The following is a 17206-nucleotide window of genomic DNA, read 5'->3' on the forward strand; positions in this document are numbered from 1 at the left end:
CACTGAGACGCATCAGGGAGTCCCCGCGCAGTGTCAGACCCCCGTCCCTGAGGGCGAGTTGCGACTGGACCGCGGGTTTTTGGACGGTGATGACGGGTCAGGTGGGCTCGGTCCGAGGCACCTGCGCCGTGTCCGCCGCCCCGGCCGGAGCCCACGCGAGCGGCCAGGTGACGCCCGCGCCGCCGGGGGCGCCTCGCCGTCAGCGGCGTACCGGACGTGGTGCTCGCGCGGTGGGCGGGCCTACACGAACGCAGCCTTCACCAAGGCCAAGTGCGTACGTGCACCCTGGCGTAGCGGACCTGCGCCCGGCGGCGACGGCGTGAGACGCCTTCGCACGGCGCCGGCAGCGACGGCGGGTGAGAAATGTGCGACCGGACCGGATCACTACTCGATCAGCGGACGTAGCGTCTGACTTGGCCCTGAAGAGCGTGCGGTAGTTTGACCCGTATATCCTGCGCCGTGATCGGAACGACAGACGTTCGACCCGGGAGGCAGCCGCGATGCCGGAGCGCCGAGCCCGCCCCGCACCCAGCACAAAGGGCAACGCGAAGGGCAACCGGAAGTCGGTATGGCGCCGCGCCATGACCGCGGCGACGCCACCGCCGAAGGATCCCCCGGCACCTCGTCCGGCCGACGCCGAGACGACCCCGGTGGAGCCCGGCAGCGTCGTACAGGCGGCGCTCTACCGCGACGGCGTGCGCGTCTCGACACCCGCCTCCCTCGCGGACACCTACCGCGAGCTGCGCAAGCAGCAGGACGGTATGGCGTGGATCGGTCTGGCCCGTCCGACGGGGGAGGAAATCCTGTCGCTGGCGGCCGAGTTCGACCTTCACCCGCTCGCCGTCGAGGACGCGATGGAGGCCCACCAGCGACCGAAGCTGGAGCGCTACGGCGACACGCTGTTCGTCGTCCTGCGCGCCGCCCGCTACCTCGACGCACCCGAGGAGGTCGACTTCGGCGAGCTGCACGTCTTCATCGGCCCCGACTTCCTGATCACGGTCCGGCACGGCGCCGCCCCCGACCTCTCCGCCGTCCGCCGCCGCATGGAGGAAACCCCGGAGCTGCTGAAACTCGGCCCCGAGGCGGTCCTCTACGCCATCCTCGACGCGGTCGTGGACGGTTACGCCCCCGTCGTGGCCGGTGTCCAGAACGACATCGACGAGATCGAGACCGAGGTCTTCGGCGGCGACCCCTGGGTCTCCCGGCGCATCTACGAACTCTCCCGCGAAATGGTCGAGTTCCAGCGCGCCACCCGCCCTTTGGTCGGCATGCTGCACGGCCTGATGGCCGGCTTCGCCAAGTACGGCACCGACGAGGAGCTCCAGCGCTACCTCCGCGACGTCGCCGACCACGTCACCCACACCAGCGAACGCGTGGACGGCTTCCGCCAGGCCCTCACGGACATTCTCACGGTCAACGCGACCCTGGTCACGCAGCAACAGAACGCCGAGATGCGGGCCCTCGCCGAGGCGGGTTTCGAGCAGAACGAGGAGATCAAGAAGATCTCGTCATGGGCGGCGATCCTGTTCGCTCCGACCCTGGTCGGGACCATCTACGGCATGAACTTCGACCACATGCCGGAGTTGCACTGGGTACTCGGATACCCCTTCGCGATCGTCCTGATGGCGGTTGTTTGCACCAGTTTGTACGTCATCTTCAAGCGGCGAGACTGGCTCTGAGTAGTCGGCTCGCAAGCGTCGGCACACCGGGCCCGACGGCGCGAACACGGCTGCCACAGGCACCGTTCAAGCCGCTGGGGAGAATCTGGGGAGAATGAAACGCGCCTCGCTTCGGCCGACCTCCCCCATCGCGAGGACTCTGCCTGGATCGCTCCCTCCGCACCATTGACCACCCGGAGCGTTGACAGACACGGAGAGTAAGCAACTTTGCAGGCTACGAAACACCGAGGAGGGGCGCAGCAGCGCTGCGCCCCTCCTGTTCCCACACCATAGGGAATCGTTTCTTCTATGCGGTTCCCGGAGTCCGATTGAGCAGGGCGTCGATGGCACCGCGCCCCTTCCCGCCGGCCTCGGGCATGAGTGGGCGTAGAAGTCCAAGGTGATGGTCGGGCTGGAGTGCCCGAGCCAGCGCGCAAGGGTGACGACGGATTCTCCCGCTTCGAGAATGACCGAGGCGTACGTGTGTCTCAGCACGTGGAAGCCGTCCTTGCGGGACGCCTTCCAGCGCTCGCCCTGCTTCCGCATGGGGATCACACCAGCCGCGGCCAGGGCGGGCTTCCACACGTCGACGTTGAAGATGTTCGCCCGGATGGCGTTGCCGTATGTCGTGGTCAGGATGAGCGGGAACTTCTCCCTCTCGCGGTCGGGCTCAGGACCTCCCCACGGCAGTTCGACCTCGACTGCGGGGTACTCCATGAAGTACTCGGCCAGCGCCGAGGCAACCGAGGAAGGCATGTCGACGACGCGCGTCTTGCCGCCCTTCGGGAGCGTGAAGTACAAGCGCCCGTGAAGGAGTTGAACCTGCCGACGGATGCGCAGCAGTCCGCGGCGGAAGTCGACGTCCTCCGGTGACAGCCCGAACACTTCGCCCTGTCGCAGTCCGCAGCCCAGGGCGACCACGGCGGCGATCCGATAGCGCGGGTTGATCGAGTCCCGAACCCGCAGCGCGGTCTCCAGCGGCCAGGCTTCCCGCTGGTCGTCAGGAGCCTTGGGCCAGCGCACCGACTTGGCCCGCAGCGGGTTGCGCACCAGACGCTTGTCGTCGATGGCGGTCTCGAAGATGTTCGAGAGCGTGGAGAGGATCTGTCGCGAGTACCGCGGGGAGAGGTCACTCACCAGCGTGGCGATGTAGCCCCGCAGAACCGTCGGTGTGATGTCGCGCAGGGCTGAGCTGTCGGCCGCGGAGACGGACGCCGAAGTGAACGTGCTGCCAGCCAGGGTCTTCCTGCCCGCGGCGACGGGCCGCGGACGGACTCATACGTCGAGGCGAACGGCACCTCATGCACAGTGCCTCTCGCGCGAATGCCGCTCACGCCGATGGCTGTGACTGCCGGGTCGGTCCAGTGGTGAGGGCCGTCGGCCGCGCCGGGACCGTGGTTTCGCCAGGTCCGCACCGGTACCTCCGAACCGACCATGAGGCAGTCGTCCCGTCCATCGTCCTGCACTACGGTTGCCCGCATGCCTGTCGAACAGAACACCGACCCCGCCCGCGTCGAGGCGGCCTGGCGGAACATCACCGCATGGCTCGCCGAACACGCACCCCTCTCGCACGCCTCACTCCTGCCGCCCGCGTCCGAGGCTGAGATCGAGCGCGCCGATACTCTTCTCCGCGAACGCCTCGGCTTTGAACTTCCCGCTGAACTTCGGCAGTTGTGGCGACTGTGCGGTGGTGTGGAGCACCAGGACATCGAGGCCGACGAGCAGGGCGAGGTCTTCTCCGGGGCGTTCTTCCCGGACGGGCTGCTTCTGTCGCCGTCCAAGGCGCTGGGGCCGCGCCTTCCCGGGCCTGGGACGGAGGACTTCTGGGGCGCCGAGGTTGTTCCCTGGCTCACGGGGGACGACGAGGACGCTCCACTGCAGGGCACCTACATCGGCGCCCGTGGTGTCGGGAAGTGGTCGTTCGAGGACAACCCGGCCGGCACGCCCGATTACCCGTCGATGGCCGTCTACCTGGAGAGCGTTCACCGCACGCTGAACGTAGGGCCTGCGAACCTGATGGGCTCCAATGTGCCCGGCGTCGTGTGGGGCTGCCTGATCTGGGACCGTCCTCAGGGGTCCTGGCTGACGGATGCCGCGGAGCACTGGAGCCCGGTTCACTGACCAAAGCGGTCCCCGCCCGGATCCGGGCGGGGACCGTCAAGGATTACTTGCTACGGCTTGCTACGGCTTGGCCATCGTGCAGACCAGTGTGGCCTTGGACGGGTCACACGCCTTGAACCAGGCATTGCCCGGGTCGAGGGTGTAGGCGTCGCCGTCCAGAACCCGGAACGTCTTGATGAATGTCGGATCGGTGAACCCGAACTTGTTCATCGATCCGGAGTTGACCTTCAGCGACATCGACGACCGGCCGCAGTTTTCCGCGAACGTCGGGGCGTCGTAACGGGTGTCATCGAGCAGGTGTTCACTGCCGTCGTCGGTCTTGGCCGCAACGGTCTGGATGCACTCGCCGCCACCGTTCGCACCAGCGGTGTTCATCCCGCCGTTCACCTTGGGCGTGCCGGGGGATTGGTAGGTGGAAGAGAACGGGAACTCATCGCAGGAGATCCCTTCAGCGGCGCCTTCGGTGATCTCCGGGTGCAGGGCCGTCCAGGGGTGCTTGAGGAACGGCTTGCTGGGAACCCATCCGTCTGTGCGCTTGGACCGGGACTTGGAGCACATCACCTTTTCCCGGTTGTTATCAGTGTCATAGCCGGTCGCGTTTCGCTTCTGGGGCGGCAGATAGGTCAGTGGATCGGAGCGGTTCTTGCCGCTTCCCTTGACCTTCGACTTGTTCTGGATCAGCCAGGCATGCGCCGCGGCGGCCGGGTACTTGCCGGTGTTGAACTTGTACTGAGGGAAGTGCTGCGGCAGCACACAGCCGGGGTCGGCGCCGTTCGCCGTGACCTTGTCGCAGCGCACGTCGATGCGCGGAGAGCGGAACGGAGTGTGAAAGGTGTCGTCTTTCTTGCCCTCGGCCGGCTCGTAGTAGGTGTCGAACTGGCCGATGAACCAGACCGGGAGCCCCTTCGACAGGTCGATGTCCCGGGAACCGGTGGCGCTGTTGACCGAACCGTCCCACTTGTGGCTGGCCGTTCCCGTGGCCATGTGGGTGTCGACCGGCTGACTGTCGCCGCCGCCCTTCCAGCTCAGGTCGTTGTAGAAGTCGAAGTTCCTCACGTCCCTGCTGTCCACGGCTCCCTCGCAGGCAGCGCTGAAGCACATGGAGTCGATGTACGCATCCTCGCTTCCCGCACCGAGCAGCACCGACTCGTCATGCCCGGGGAAGTCGTTGAAGATGGGGTTGATCTGGATCCACGTCTTGATGTCGCCGTTCTTCGGGTCGGTCTTGACCTGGTAAGCGACCTCGAAGGATGCGTGATGCTCGGCGACCGGGACGCCGTTCCAGCTGTATGTCGCGGTGAAATCCAGGCCAAAGAACAGGCACGCCTCATTGCGTGTGATCAGCGACTTCTGCGCTTCGCCGTACAGAGAGGGCTGGCACCAGTCACCCTTGATGATCGGGTCCGGGTAGTCGGGCGCCCGGGTCTCGTCCCGCTGAGCGGCTTCCTTCGCTGCCTTACGGGTCCCCTCCAGCGAGCGTTCCTGCAGCGGGGTGACGGTCACCCTTGTGCCGCCGCTGTCGAAGGTTCGCGGCTCCCAGCCCTTCCACGCGATGTTCCCGTCGTCCGGGTGGGCAGGCGGCGGCTGCGGGGCATCTGTCAGCACCGGGTCCACGGAGGCCGTGTCGAGCACGGGGAGCTTGATGTCCACCTTCTGGGCGCGGTTGTAGTTCCGGTTCCCGGCGGTGAACCCGTAGTCCTTGATCGGTCCCACGTTGCCAGCCCGGTCCACGGTGCGTGTCTGCGTCAGGTGGTTGCCGTCGGCGGCCGGGGTCGCGGTGTAGGAGGCTTCGGGCGCCACGGCCCTGCCGGACCCGGTCGGCGTGGTGGTGCGTACGGATGACCAGCCGTAGTCCGCGGCGTCGTCCTCGTAGGGGTCGAGGCGGTACTGCACCTCGTACGGGGACGCGTCGCCAGTCGCGACGTCGAAGGTGCCCACGACGCCGGCGCCGCCGCCGCCCCAGTTCTCCGGGTAGGTGGCGGAGGTGATGGAGGCCGGCTCGCCGGGTGCGGTGGTGTCGACGACGAACTGGGTCCAGCCGGACCAGCTCAGGTTGTAATGGGTGCCGTCGTAGGGGTTGGTGCGGAACTTGTAGGTCTTGCCGTCCCGGAGCTGGCCGGCCGGTACGGTGACGGACGCCGGCGTGCCCGAGGCGACGAAGGCGGAGACGAGCAGCCCCTCACCCGCCGGTGTGGTGATCGGGGTGTTGGTGGCGGCGTCGTAGACCTGGAAGGTGCCGTTGACGGTGTCACCGTCCGGGTCGGTGAAGGTGTCCCGCAGGGTCGGGGTGGTGGTGTTCACCACCCAAACCCCCGCGTACGACCGGAACGGGCCGCCCGCCTGACGGTTCGTGCCGTCGGAGGGACGGTAGTTGTACGTCACCGACAGCTTGGGCTGGTTGGCCGTGGCGTTCGCGGAGTTGACCCGCTTCCACGCGTCGGTAGAGTCGGTGGCGGCGCGCAGGCCCATGTGACCGCGGGTGGCCTTGGCCGAGGCCCAGGTCTGCACGAGGGCGTCGACGTCGGCGTTGATCCAGCCGTCCGGCTGAGTGGCCGTGCAGGACGGGTTGCCCTTGGTCTCCGTGGAGGAGTGGTACTCCTGATTCCACGTGGGCTGGGACGTCCAGCGCGAGGACGTGGAGGGGGCGGTGGTGTCCCAGACGGTCCACTTCTGGGCGCTGCAGTCGGTGTTGCCGGAGTGGAAGTTGTACAGCGACAGGTTGGTGTCGACGATCAGCGCGTCCTGGATCGGTGTGGTGTTCCAGGTGATGAAGGAGCGTGCGGTGCGTGGGGTGCCGTTGGAGTTGGTGGTGCCGGGGTTGCCGAGGTCGAGTTCGACGTCGCTGGACCAGTCGACGGTCTCGCCCTGCTGCACGTAGGTGTCGAAGGTGTTGGTCAGCGCGGAGGTGGACGGGTCGACGGTCACCGGGTACCGGGTGCCCGGGTCGGCGAGGAAGCCGGCGTCCGGGGTGACGACCAGGTCGAGCTCACCGGCGCCCTTGTCGACGACCTCCATGGCGACACGGACCCGGTTGGTGTGCTCGCCGGACCTCTTGTCCACGGCGGAGTCCCACATCACCGGGGCCGGCATCACGGCGCGCTCGGCGCCGGTGGCGGCGTCGGTGAAGGTGACCGAGCCGTCCTTGTTCGCCTTCGCCTTCAGGCCCTTCGCTTTGACGGGCAGGGTGTAGGAGTAGGCGCCGGAGGGCCGCTCTCCGATCTCCACGAACTGCTCGAAACCGGTACGGGTGGCCTCGACGATGACATCGGCGCCGGGCACCGCGTTCTCGTAACGGGCGCGGGGACCGTCCAGCTCGGGCTCCGGCAGACCGCCCTTCCACCCCAGCGTCACCTGGTCGTCGCCGGCACCGAGGGTGACCAGGTCCCGGGCTGTGGCGTCCTGCGCGGCGCGCAGCGACTTGGGCGGCGTGCCGCCCTTGCCGCCCAGCCGCAGCCCGTTCGGATGTGCCTTGGCGGTGATGGTGCCGTCGGCGGCCTTGGTGAGGGTGGCGTCGACCTTCCGCCACGCGCCGTCCTGCCAGGTCCGCTCCGGACCGGCGGTCAGCTCGGAGGTCAGCGTGCCGTCCGGATTGGCCACCGTGTAGGTGGTCGCCGACGTCTCGTCGGTGACGACGGTCTTCTTCCCGGTCCGCTCAGCCTCGGCCAGCGCCCACGCCCGCGAGCCCTTGGCGTGCGCGGCGGCCCAGGCCCGGTCCGACGCCTCGATGTCCGCCTTCGAGGGTTCTACGCCGCCGACCGAGGATTCCCCGTCACCCGGGGTGGGGGCCGCGACGGCCTGCCCGGTCAGGGCGATACCGGCCTGCGCGGTCAGCAGCAGAGCGGCGATCGCCGCCATGTGTCCGAGGCGTCTGCGTCTTGGCGCTAAGCGGGATCTCTGGTGTTGTTGCACGATGCACCGCGTCCTTCCTATGGAACTCCTGTGCGAAAAAGGGCACGAGGAGGGACTCTAGGAAGGGAGACCCACTTGGTGAATGAACTTTCCAGCCGAGCATGATCACGCCAAAGTCGGCGGCGCTAGCGGCGGAGCTGCCAAGGGTCCGCCGCCTCAAACGTAAGTAGCATCACATGGCTCGGCTCTTCCCAACCCGCTGGTCGCCCAGGCTTTGCCCGCCCCGCCACCAACTCCGCCCGCACCTCCAAGGGCATCGCCGACCCGTAGAAGCGCTGCGGCGGCAGACCAAGCACAGGCCGGCCCGGCTTGCCGCCGGCCTATAGCGGCCGCACCCGGCCCTGTTCGGCTAAACCGCTCCGGGACATCGGCTCTCTGCACCGCGGCTGTAACCGCTTGGGTTCTTCCTGATCGGACGCCCAGCCGTCCTTCCACTGCACGGGCGCAGCCGCCCGAGCAGACAGCTGGCCGCGAGGGCAGCGACCGCGGTGACGACGATGGCCATTACGACCACCGCATCCCGATCGGAGCGGTGTCGACGCGGTGCGCGGGACCCGGCGCCCTCAGGCGCGGTCGTCAGGCGCGGTCGTCCGGGGCTTCCGGCTTCCGGCTTCCGGCTTCCGGCTTCCGGCGTCCGGCTTCCGGCTTCCGGCTTCCGGCTTCCGGCTTCCGGCTTCCGGGGAACGAGTCGGCTGTGGGGCGCTGCGCCACACGGCGCTTCACGCAGCGCCCAGGGCCCTCCGCGATCAAGGGATTAAGAGGGGCTGGCTCAACCAGCGGGCTTTCAGGGCCGGTTATGCGGAGACTGAGGTTCCTGATGGTGCGGCTGGGCTGTGTGATGATGCACGGATGATGACCGGCCCTGGGGAGGGACCGGGTGCGTGAGAAGGGACCGGGAGCGCATCGTGGGCAAGGGTGGGGCGTCCATACCGGACGAGGAGTGGGAGCGCTTCCTTCGGGAGGCCGAGGCCGGGACTCAGAGCGCGCCCGAGGAGCCGTCGGCGCGCGCCCGGATGGTGACGCGGCGGCTGCGGGAGGAGACCGGCCGGCCGGAGGGGTGGCGGACTCACCAACCGGCGCGGCGGCGACGGGGCATGGGCTGGTACGCGGTCGGTCTGCTGGTCGCGCTCGTCCTGCTGGTCGTGGCACTGGCTCCGGGGCGGGTGGCTGGATGGTTCGGAGGCGGAGGCGGAGGCGGCGAGAGGCCACCGCTCGCCGTGGAGTCGGAGCGTCCGGATCAGCCGCCGGCGACCGCGGCGGCGGCCCAACTGCCCACGGTGGAAGAGCCGTTCCGGGGGTCGCCCGCGGTGCGGTGGGGTGACGGGACGGCAGGGATCGGCCTGCCCGCGGCACGGGCGACCGGCTGGATGAGCAAGAAGCAGGTCGCGCAGGCCCTCGATCGGACCCGGGACTTCCTTGCCGCGTCCAGTCTGGATCCTGGTGTGCTGCGCGGGGAGCGGCCGCGGAAGGCGATCGCGTTGATCAATCCGCATCAGCAGGATGTCCAGGACTACCTGGCGACCGCGTTCCGCGCGCCCAGCCGGGAGAACGATCCTCTGCTGTTGTTCAGCCGTTTCGCGAAAACGAAGGTCCGGCCGGTCGGGGACGTGGTCAAGACACGAGGCCGGATCGCGTACCGGGAAGGCAAGCGCGGTGCGGTCGAGGTGACCACCGATGTCACGTACGTCTATCCGGTTGTACGCGCCGCAGAGGGAAGCGGTGAAGTCGCACGCACCATCGTGCGCCGCGAGGTCGTGATGAGCTGGGACGACCCGGCCAAGGTGGTCGTCGAGCCGGGGACGTTCTCCCTCGTCTCCTACAAGGTGGACACCACCAACGGTGGCTGCGACACCTTCACCGGCTTCTTCATCCCCGAGTTCAGCGCCGAGCGCGTGGCACAAGGCCCGGGGGACGGCTCCGAGGTCGACCCGTACGACCGGAGCACGTCGATGGACGCGCGTATGCGAGAGGCCGCCGAAGAGGGATGTGGGACCGCCACACGGTCGTGAGCGGTGATGGCGGTGGGTTCCCGAACGGTCTGCCTGACGGCACGTCAGATTGGAGGCCGTCGTCAGGCAGAGCCGTCAGGCAGGCTGTCACCGTCGCTGTCGCTGTCGCTGTCCCAGAGCACATGCAGGGTGGGCGGCTTGCGGAAGACCAGGCCGTGCGGCGTGGTGGGACGGTCCGGGTCGAGGCGCAGGGCGGGGAGGCGTTCGAGCAGGTGCTGGAGGGCGATGCGCGTCTCCAGGCGGGCGAGGTGCGCGGCGAGGCAGTAGTGCGCACCGTGTGCGAAGGCCAGTTGAAGACGCGCGTTCTCGCGGCGGGCGTCGAACCGGTCGGGGTCGGGGAAGACGGCCGGGTCGCGGTTGGCGCCCGTCAGGGAGACGGTGACCAGGTCACCCCGGCGGATCGTGGCCGCGCCCAGGACGGTGTCGCGGGTGGCGTAGCGGTCCACGACCGCCGCACCGGGTTCGAGGCGCAGCGATTCCTCTATCGCGCCGTCCAGCAGGTCGGCGTCGGCCCGGACAAGGGCGAGTTGGTCGGGGCGTTCCAGCAGGTGCAGTAGCGCATTGGTGATCATCGCCTCGGTGGTCTCGATGCCTCCGAACATCAGCACCGCGGCATTGGACGCCACCTCGGGCAGCGCCAGCCGCCCGGCGGCGGAGACCAGGAGCGAGGCGGCGTCCCGGTCCGCGACGGTGGCTTCCACGGCGGCCCGTAGCTGCGCGTAGGCCGCGGCGCCGGCGGGCCCCGTCTCATGTCCGGCGGTGATGTCCGAGACCGACCGCACGATGGAGTCGTACCAGGCCAGGACCGTGTCCGCGGTCGTGCCGACCAGCCCGAGCGCCTCGGTCACGACGGCGACCGCGAGCGGCCCGGCGAAAGCACGGCGCAGTTCGACGCTGCCCGCCGGTTCCAGTGCGCTGATGAGCCGGTCGGTCTCCCGCTCGATGAACGAGGCGAAGCCGTCGTGCACCTCTCGGGGGCGAAAGGGAGCCGTGAAGGGCTCGCGGTGGCGGGCGTGCTGGTCGCCGTCCAGGGACAGCATGCTCGGCCCGACGATCTGTGCGGTGGAGAACCGGGGATCGTCGACGGTGAAGATCGCGGCGTCCCGCATCACGTTCAGCGCGAGGTCCCGGCGGGTCACCAGCCAGCCGCCCAGTTCGGGCAGCCAGGACACGGGTTCATGCGCCCGGAGCAGCGCCAGTCGCGCATGCGGATCCCGGGCGAGTTCGGCGAGCGTGGTCGCGGCGCCGAGCGGAAAGGAGTCGATGACGCTCATCGCGAGGCTGGGCCGGGTTTCAGGAAACGGATCACAGCCCAGGCTAACAATCGGCCCGCAGGCACGTCGCCCGTCGGTACGTCGCCCGCAGGCACGTCACCCGCCGGCCACGACCCCATCCTTGACTACTCCCGGGCCGTCGCCGGAGCCCTTTTCTTCGTCCCCTCGGCCGACTTCCTCCAGCCCATCCCCGGCAAGCACCCGTCCGATTGACCCACGCCAATCGGACCAACCCACGTCAGAGGGGCCCCCGCGGTACGCGGAGAGCCCCCTCAGTTGCGGTCGGTCAGCCGGTCGCACCGTCACCCGCCGACGGACCGCCCGTTCCGTTCACGTGTCCGCGTCGGTAGGCGAACCAGGGCGTGGTCGCCCTGCACGACCTCGGCCTGGCCGCCGTATACGCCGACCGAGCCGCCGTCCTCCACGACGGCCGCACCGCGGCCGACGGACCGCCCGCCGAGGCCTTCGAGGCCGGCCTCCTCACCCGCGTCCACCGCCAGCCCGTCGAGGTCCTGCCCCACCCCCACCGGCGCACCGCTCGTCCTGCCGGAACGCGCTCCCTGACGGGCAGGATCCCGGATCACCAGCCGGGCTTCAGCGCAACGTCAGCCGGTAGGTGAGCGGCGATCGTCCGGTGATCAGGACGCGGACGCCGTCCGGTGTGAGCGAGCCGTTCATCCAGGAGTACCGCTCGCCCGCGTCCACCACCGGCGGCTGCTTGCCGCCCTTTCCGTTGCCCGGGCCGAAGGTGATGCGGTCGCCGCCGACGGTGTACGTGGCTTCCCCGGTCACCAGGTGGTACTTGTCCGGGGAGTCCTTGACCTCCTCCAAGCCGGCGCCGGCCAGGGTGCCGCCCCGGCGGAAGCAGAGCTCCAGGGCGAACGGGACCTCGGAACCGGCCAGTTGGACGTCCAGGGCCCAGGAGCCGTCCGCCGACTCCTTCACCACCACTTCGGTACGGAGGGTGCGGTACTCCTTCGGCCGGTGCGGGAAGTCCATCGCCGACCAGAAGCGGCCGTCGTCGGTGAGCGGGTAGAGGCCGTCGGGGCGGCGGTGCTGTGGCGGCAGGGGCTGGTGGAAGGCGGCCCGCACCTCGGCGGTGAGACGCCAACCGCCGTCCGTGCGCTCCAGGTTCTCCGCCCGGAAGTGACCGAGCGAGAAGAACTGCGGGGCCAGCCGGAGGGAGTCGAGAATCGCGGCTCCCTTGCGCATCTTGAAGAAGGTGGGGTTCGTGGACAGCCCGGACGAGATGGCGTGCAGGTCGGGGAAGTCGGTACCGCCGAAGATGCTCGCGGTACGGTCGCCACGCCGTACGCGGACCAGGGCGCAGGCGGTGTCGTGGTGCTCGAAGTCCGTGGGAAGATCGGCCACTTGGGGCAGTTTCCGGGCCAGCTCCGGTCGGTCCAGGACTTCAGCGAGCCGGTCGCCCAGCGGGGTCTCACCGAACGTCTGACCCGCTCCCCGTTCCCGCAGGAGCGCGGCCACCGCCGCGAACCGGCCGTCCCCGTCCCGGATCGCCAACTCCCGGTACTGGAGCCAGAACTCCGGCAGGTAGCGCAGGGTGGTCTGGTCCTGCCGACGTGAATGGACCATCTCCACCTCGCCGTTGGGCTCGATGACGGGGAGGGAGGCGTTCAGATTCTCCCGGACGTTCGCGTACAGGTCCGGGCGGTCGTGGAAGCGGGCGATCGTCAGCAGGGCCGGGTTCGACACGACCGCCGCGTAGGTGGGGCTGCGCTCGCTGTACTCTCCGCCGGGCAGCTGATCGATGCCCTCCGCGAGCCAGTCGTCGATGCGCCGCGGGTACGCCGGGTCGGGCCAGCGACGGTGGATACGGGCCAGTGCCGCGCACACCAGCCAGCGGTGGTTCGCGGTGTGCAGCCCGCCGGTGGCGAGCGCCGGTCCCGCCGCACGCAGGATCCGCTCAACGGTGGCTCGTAGCGCCCGGGTCGGCCCGTGACCGTCCTCGTCCAACAGGCTGTACGCCAGGTTCAGGTCGACGATCGAGAAGGCGGTGTCCGGCGGCGAGTGGGCCGCGCCCTGGTCCCAGAGTCCGTCGTCGAACTGCTCCTCGGCCAGCGTGTCCGCCAACTCGCCCAGCGGGCCGAGCAGTTCGCCGTCGTGGTGGTGCGCCGACTCTTCGTGCACGTAGACCGAGGTGAGGGTGCGCAGCGCGCGGGCGGAGGAGCGCGCCTTGCCCTGGTCGCGCAACTCGGTGAGGTAGGCGGCGTATCCGTCGAGGATCGACTCGGCGCGGGCGTCGGCGGCAGTGGTGAGGAAGGCGAGGAAGTCGGTGTCCAGCCGGTCCCCGTCCTCACCGACTCCCGTGGCGGCAGCGGCGGTTCCCTGCCCGACAGGGGCCGTCGCGGCGGCACTGGAGGCGAGAAAGGTTCTGCGGGCCATCATGCGGTCTCCTTGTCAAAAGCGGCGGACTCCTCCGGAGCGGCGTCGACGCGGGGGGACAACCGCACGTCGACCGCCGTCAGCGCCAGCGCCAACGGCCCCGGTGCCAGGAACGCCAACGGAAGCAGCATCCACGCACACAGCGCGGCCGCCGCCAGGGCGAGCAGGACGAGTCCGCTGCCACCCACGTCCCGTACGGAATCCCGGGCGGCCCCGCCCACCGCCGCCCGCCAGCCGGTGAGCGACTCGGGCCGGGCGCAGGCACGCAGGCCGATGACGGCGGCGTACGCGCCGATGCAGGCGGCGACGACCGCGAAGACCGGCGCGCCCGGCAGCCCACCCCGGGCCAGGGCCAGGTCCGCCAGCACCAGCAGCACGCCCGCCACGGAGAGCGCACCGGCGGCCAGGTCACCGACGCGCAACCGGCGCCGCAGCACGGCCAAGTACCGCCCCGCCGTCGCGGGTTGGTCCTCGCGTGCCCCGCGCAGGACCGCACACGCCGTGGACAGCGCGGCGGGCAGCGTGACGACCGGCAGCGACGCCACCGCCGTACACACGCCCACACTCAGCACATCCGCGAACAGCGTCATCCGCGGCCCGAAGATCTCGCCCGTCTCGCGGGCCTGGCCGCCGCTCACCCCTTGATCCCGGAGTTCGCCATGCCCTCGACCAGGAACCGCTGGAAGGCGAGGAAGAACAGCACGATCGGCAGCAGCGCGATCACCGACATCGCGAACATCGGACCGAAGGCCGACTGGCTGGAGGCGTCCACGAACTGCCTGAGTGCCAGCGTGAGCGTGAACTTCTCCGGCGAGAAGAGATAGATCAGCTGGGTGAAGAAGTCGTTCCAGGTCCAGATGAAGGTGAAGATCGCCGTAGTGATCAGCGCGGGCCGGGTCAGCGGCAGTATGACGAGGAAGAAGCTGCGGAACGGGCCGCAGCCGTCGATCCGTGCCGCCTCCTCCAGCTCGCGCGGCAGCCCGCGCATGAACTGCACGATGAGGAAGACGAAAAAGGCCTCCGTGGCAAGGAACTTGGGCAGGATCAGCGGCCAGTACGTGTTCACCATGCCGAGCTGGTTGAAGATGATGTACTGCGGGATCAGCACGGCGTGGTGCGGCAGCATGATCGTCGCGATCATGAACGCGAACAACGGCCCTCGGAAGCGGAACCGCAGCCGGGCGAAGGCGTAGGCGGCGAGAGAACACGACAGCACGTTGCCGATGACGGCGCCGCCCGCGATGAACAGCGAGTTCCCGAGCAGCCGCCATACGGAGACGTCGTTCACGCCGTCGAGGGCGGTCGTGTAGTTGGACCACTCCAGGCTGCTGGGCAGCAGGTCGAGGCTGGCGATCACCTCGTCGGCGGGCTTCAGTGAGGTCGCGAGGAGCCACGCCAGCGGATACAGCATCACCAGGAGCGCGGCGAGACAGCCGACGTGCAGGGCGACGCGCCGCCAGGCAACGGGCTTGCGTACAGCGGCAGTTGTGGCGGTTGAGGTGGTCATCGGTCCCCCTCGGAGGCGTAGAAGACCCAGGAGCGCGAGGTCCGGAACAGTACGGCGGTGACGGCGCCGATGACGATCAGCAGTGTCCAGGCCATCGCGGAGGCGTAGCCCATGTGGGAGGCGACGAAGCCGCGGTCGTAGAGGTAGAGCGTGTAGAAGAGCGTCGAGTCGGCGGGGCCTCCCTTGCCGGCGCTGACCGCGAACGCGGGGGTGAAGACCTGGAAGGCCTGGATGGTCTGGAGCACCAGGTTGAAGAAGATCACCGGGGACAGCATGGGCACGGTGATGGACAGGAACTGCCGCCACCGGCCGGCCCCGTCCACGGCGGCCGCTTCGTACAACTCCCCCGGGATCTGCTGGAGTCCGGCGAGGAAGATGACCATCGGCGCGCCGAACTGCCACACCGTCAGCAGCGCGACGGCGAACAGCGCCCAGCCGGGTTGGTTGACCCAACCACCCGTCCCGAGCAGGTTGTCGACTGTGCCGCCGTCGTTGAAGACCGCTCGCCACACGAGGGCGATGGACATGGAGGCGCCGAGCAGGGAGGGCGCGTAGAAGGCCGAGCGGTAGAAGCCCCGGCCGCGCCGCATGGACTTCAGGGCGAGCGCGACGACCAGGGCGAGGCCGAGCTGGAGGGGCACAGCGATGACGACATACGTGAGGGTCGCGACCACCGAGCGCCAGTAGCGCGGGTCCTCGGTGAACATCTGTGTGTAGTTGCGCAGGCCCACCCACTGGGGCGGGTTGAACAAGTCGTAGTCGGTGAAGGAGAGATAGAGCGACACGGCCATCGGGAGCAGGGTCAGCACGGACGCGCCGAGGACCCACGGGGAGAGAAACACCCAGGCGGCGCCCTCCCGTTGGCGCTTGGACGGCTTCGCGGGGGCGGCCTTCGCGGCACGCGCGGGAGCCGGTACCTCTGTGGTGGTCATGACCTCAGCTCCGCCTTCGCCTCGGTGACGTAGTCCTCGGCCGCCTCACGGGGCGACATCCGCTCGAACGACACCTGGTCGTAGTCGCGCTGGAAGGTGGTCTGCAGGGCACTGTCGCCCGAAGGGGGCGCCTGGGGCGGGTCGTTGAGGTCGCCGTCCAGGGATGCCTGGAAGTCGGCGACCGTCTTGTCGAAGTCCTTCAGCTCGGGCGCGAGGTCCTCACGGATGGTCTCGTTGACGGGGATGCCGCGGGTGGCGCCCAGGATCTTCGCGGCGTCGGGGTCGTTCAGCATGAAGTCGATGAGCCGGGCCGACTCCTTCGGATGGCCGGAGCTGTCCGCGATGCCCATGAACATCGACGGCTTGAAGTACTGGCCGGGCGTGCCGTCCTCGCCGGACGGCATGGGGCCGAGGGTGACTCCGGTCGGGACGAGGGCCAGGAAGCCGCTGGACGGCGCGTCCCAGTTGTTGTCCGAGAGGGCCCTGCCGCCGCGCCCGAGCGGGGTGTTCTCGACGGTGCCGTCGAGCTGGGTGGTCTCCTCCGCCGGTGAGACGGCCCCCTCCCGGCGCAGTCGGTCGGTAAACGTCCAGTAGCGCGTCAAGTCGTCGGCGGTGAAGCCGAGTTTCCCGTCCTTGGTGTACAGGGACTTGCCCTGGCCGCGCAGCCAGACCTCGAAGGCGTCCTCGCTCCATCCCGGATCGGTGCCGCCGGGCTTGCCCGTCCTCTCGGCGAGGGCGCGCATGGAGTCGGCCCAGTCGCTCCAGGTCCAGCCCTCACGGGGCAGCTCGACTCCGGCGTCCTTCCACTGCTTCGTGTCGTACACGATGGTCTCGGTGCCGCGCGCCTGCGGGACCGCGTACTGCTTGTCGTCCACCACGCCCGTGGCCAGCAGCCCCGCGTCGATGTCCGCCGTGCTCAGCGTGGACCGCTGTTTCGCGAGGTCCAGCAGCACGCCCCCGGACGCGTACTGGTCGATCATGCGGTAGTCGAGCTGCATCACGTCGGGGGCGTCGCCGCCGGCCGCCTGGGTGGCCAACTTCTGCTTGTAGGCGTCGTATCCGGAGAACGACGTCTGTACGTCGACACCGGGGTTCCGTTCCTCGAAGAGCGCGACGGCCTCCTCGGTGCGTGCCGCCCGGTCCGGGTTGCCCCACCAGGTATAACGCAACACGACCTTGCCACCACCGCTCGATTCGCCGGATCCTGAGCAGCCGGTGAGCACCGCACAGAGTGCGAGCACCGTGGCCGTCGCGCAGGACCTCCTTGTCCTGTTTCCGGGCATGCGTTGGGTCACCTCTCCCAGCTAGAAAGCGCTTGCACCCACCACGGACCCTAGGTAACGTCCGGATGTCAGAACAAGACCCCTGCAGCGATAAACGGAAGGAACCCGAC

At 69.1% G+C, this 17206-nt stretch carries 10 protein-coding genes and 2 pseudogenes; 4 read left to right on the forward strand and 8 right to left on the reverse strand.

The features are described from left to right. The first annotated feature begins 500 nt into the window (after window positions 1-500). Complete coding sequence (locus ACTWQR_RS25745; RefSeq protein WP_443229534.1) at window positions 501-1679, forward strand: magnesium and cobalt transport protein CorA; 1179 nt, start codon at window positions 501-503, stop codon at window positions 1677-1679. A gap of 66 nt (window positions 1680-1745) precedes the next feature. Here the strand turns inward: ACTWQR_RS25745 and ACTWQR_RS25750 are convergent, their stop codons facing one another. Beyond that, the gene (locus ACTWQR_RS25750) at window positions 1746-2795 is read right to left on the reverse strand and encodes a tyrosine-type recombinase/integrase (protein ID WP_443229535.1); all 1050 of its coding nucleotides are present in this window, start codon (window positions 2793-2795) and stop codon (window positions 1746-1748) included. Between the two features lie 342 nt (window positions 2796-3137). Between ACTWQR_RS25750 and ACTWQR_RS25755 the strand changes: the two genes are divergently transcribed. Then, window positions 3138-3779: a hypothetical protein gene (locus tag ACTWQR_RS25755; protein ID WP_443229536.1), complete on the forward strand. Its 642-nt coding sequence runs from the start codon at window positions 3138-3140 to the stop codon at window positions 3777-3779. A 1962-nt stretch (window positions 3780-5741) separates the two neighbouring features. On the opposite strand, the pseudogene ACTWQR_RS25760 reads toward ACTWQR_RS25755, so the two are convergent. Next, a pseudogene (locus tag ACTWQR_RS25760) lies at window positions 5742-7634 on the reverse strand (DNRLRE domain-containing protein); the annotation flags it as partial. Between the two features lie 959 nt (window positions 7635-8593). Between ACTWQR_RS25760 and ACTWQR_RS25765 the strand changes: the two are divergent. Continuing rightward, a complete protein-coding gene (locus tag ACTWQR_RS25765; RefSeq protein ID WP_443229610.1) occupies window positions 8594-9697 on the forward strand; it encodes a hypothetical protein in 1104 nt (367 codons plus the stop codon). Between the two features lie 62 nt (window positions 9698-9759). On the opposite strand, the gene ACTWQR_RS25770 is transcribed toward ACTWQR_RS25765, so the two are convergent. Beyond that, window positions 9760-10971, reverse strand: a complete 1212-nt coding sequence (locus ACTWQR_RS25770; RefSeq protein ID WP_443229537.1) for a cytochrome P450 — start codon at window positions 10969-10971, stop codon at window positions 9760-9762. 362 nt (window positions 10972-11333) lie between these two features. Between ACTWQR_RS25770 and ACTWQR_RS25775 the strand changes: the two are divergent. Then, a pseudogene (locus ACTWQR_RS25775) lies at window positions 11334-11535 on the forward strand (hemin ABC transporter ATP-binding protein); the annotation flags it as partial. Between the two features lie 30 nt (window positions 11536-11565). Here ACTWQR_RS25775 and ACTWQR_RS25780 read toward each other — a convergent pair. From ACTWQR_RS25780 to ACTWQR_RS25800, 5 genes are read right to left on the reverse strand one after another with little or no spacing between them, the layout of a single operon-like run. Next, window positions 11566-13377, reverse strand: a complete 1812-nt coding sequence (locus ACTWQR_RS25780; protein WP_443229538.1) for a hypothetical protein — start codon at window positions 13375-13377, stop codon at window positions 11566-11568. After that, a complete protein-coding gene (locus tag ACTWQR_RS25785) occupies window positions 13374-14012 on the reverse strand; it encodes a hypothetical protein (protein WP_443229539.1) in 639 nt (212 codons plus the stop codon). The genes ACTWQR_RS25780 and ACTWQR_RS25785 overlap by 4 nt, the downstream gene beginning before the upstream one ends. Continuing rightward, window positions 14009-14881 carry a carbohydrate ABC transporter permease gene (locus ACTWQR_RS25790; protein WP_443229540.1) on the reverse strand — a complete coding sequence of 291 codons (873 nt, stop codon included), beginning with the start codon at window positions 14879-14881 and terminating at the stop codon, window positions 14009-14011. Before ACTWQR_RS25790 ends, ACTWQR_RS25785 begins: the two co-directional genes overlap by 4 nt. After that, window positions 14878-15813: a carbohydrate ABC transporter permease gene (locus tag ACTWQR_RS25795; protein ID WP_443229541.1), complete on the reverse strand. Its 936-nt coding sequence runs from the start codon at window positions 15811-15813 to the stop codon at window positions 14878-14880. Before ACTWQR_RS25795 ends, ACTWQR_RS25790 begins: the two co-directional genes overlap by 4 nt. Beyond that, window positions 15810-17096, reverse strand: coding sequence for an ABC transporter substrate-binding protein (locus ACTWQR_RS25800; protein WP_443229542.1), 1287 nt, complete (start codon window positions 17094-17096; stop codon window positions 15810-15812). Before ACTWQR_RS25800 ends, ACTWQR_RS25795 begins: the two co-directional genes overlap by 4 nt. Between the last annotated feature and the right edge of the window lie 110 nt (window positions 17097-17206).

The organism is Streptomyces sp. 2A115 (assembly GCF_052245575.1).
Lineage (GTDB): Bacteria > Actinomycetota > Actinomycetes > Streptomycetales > Streptomycetaceae > Streptomyces.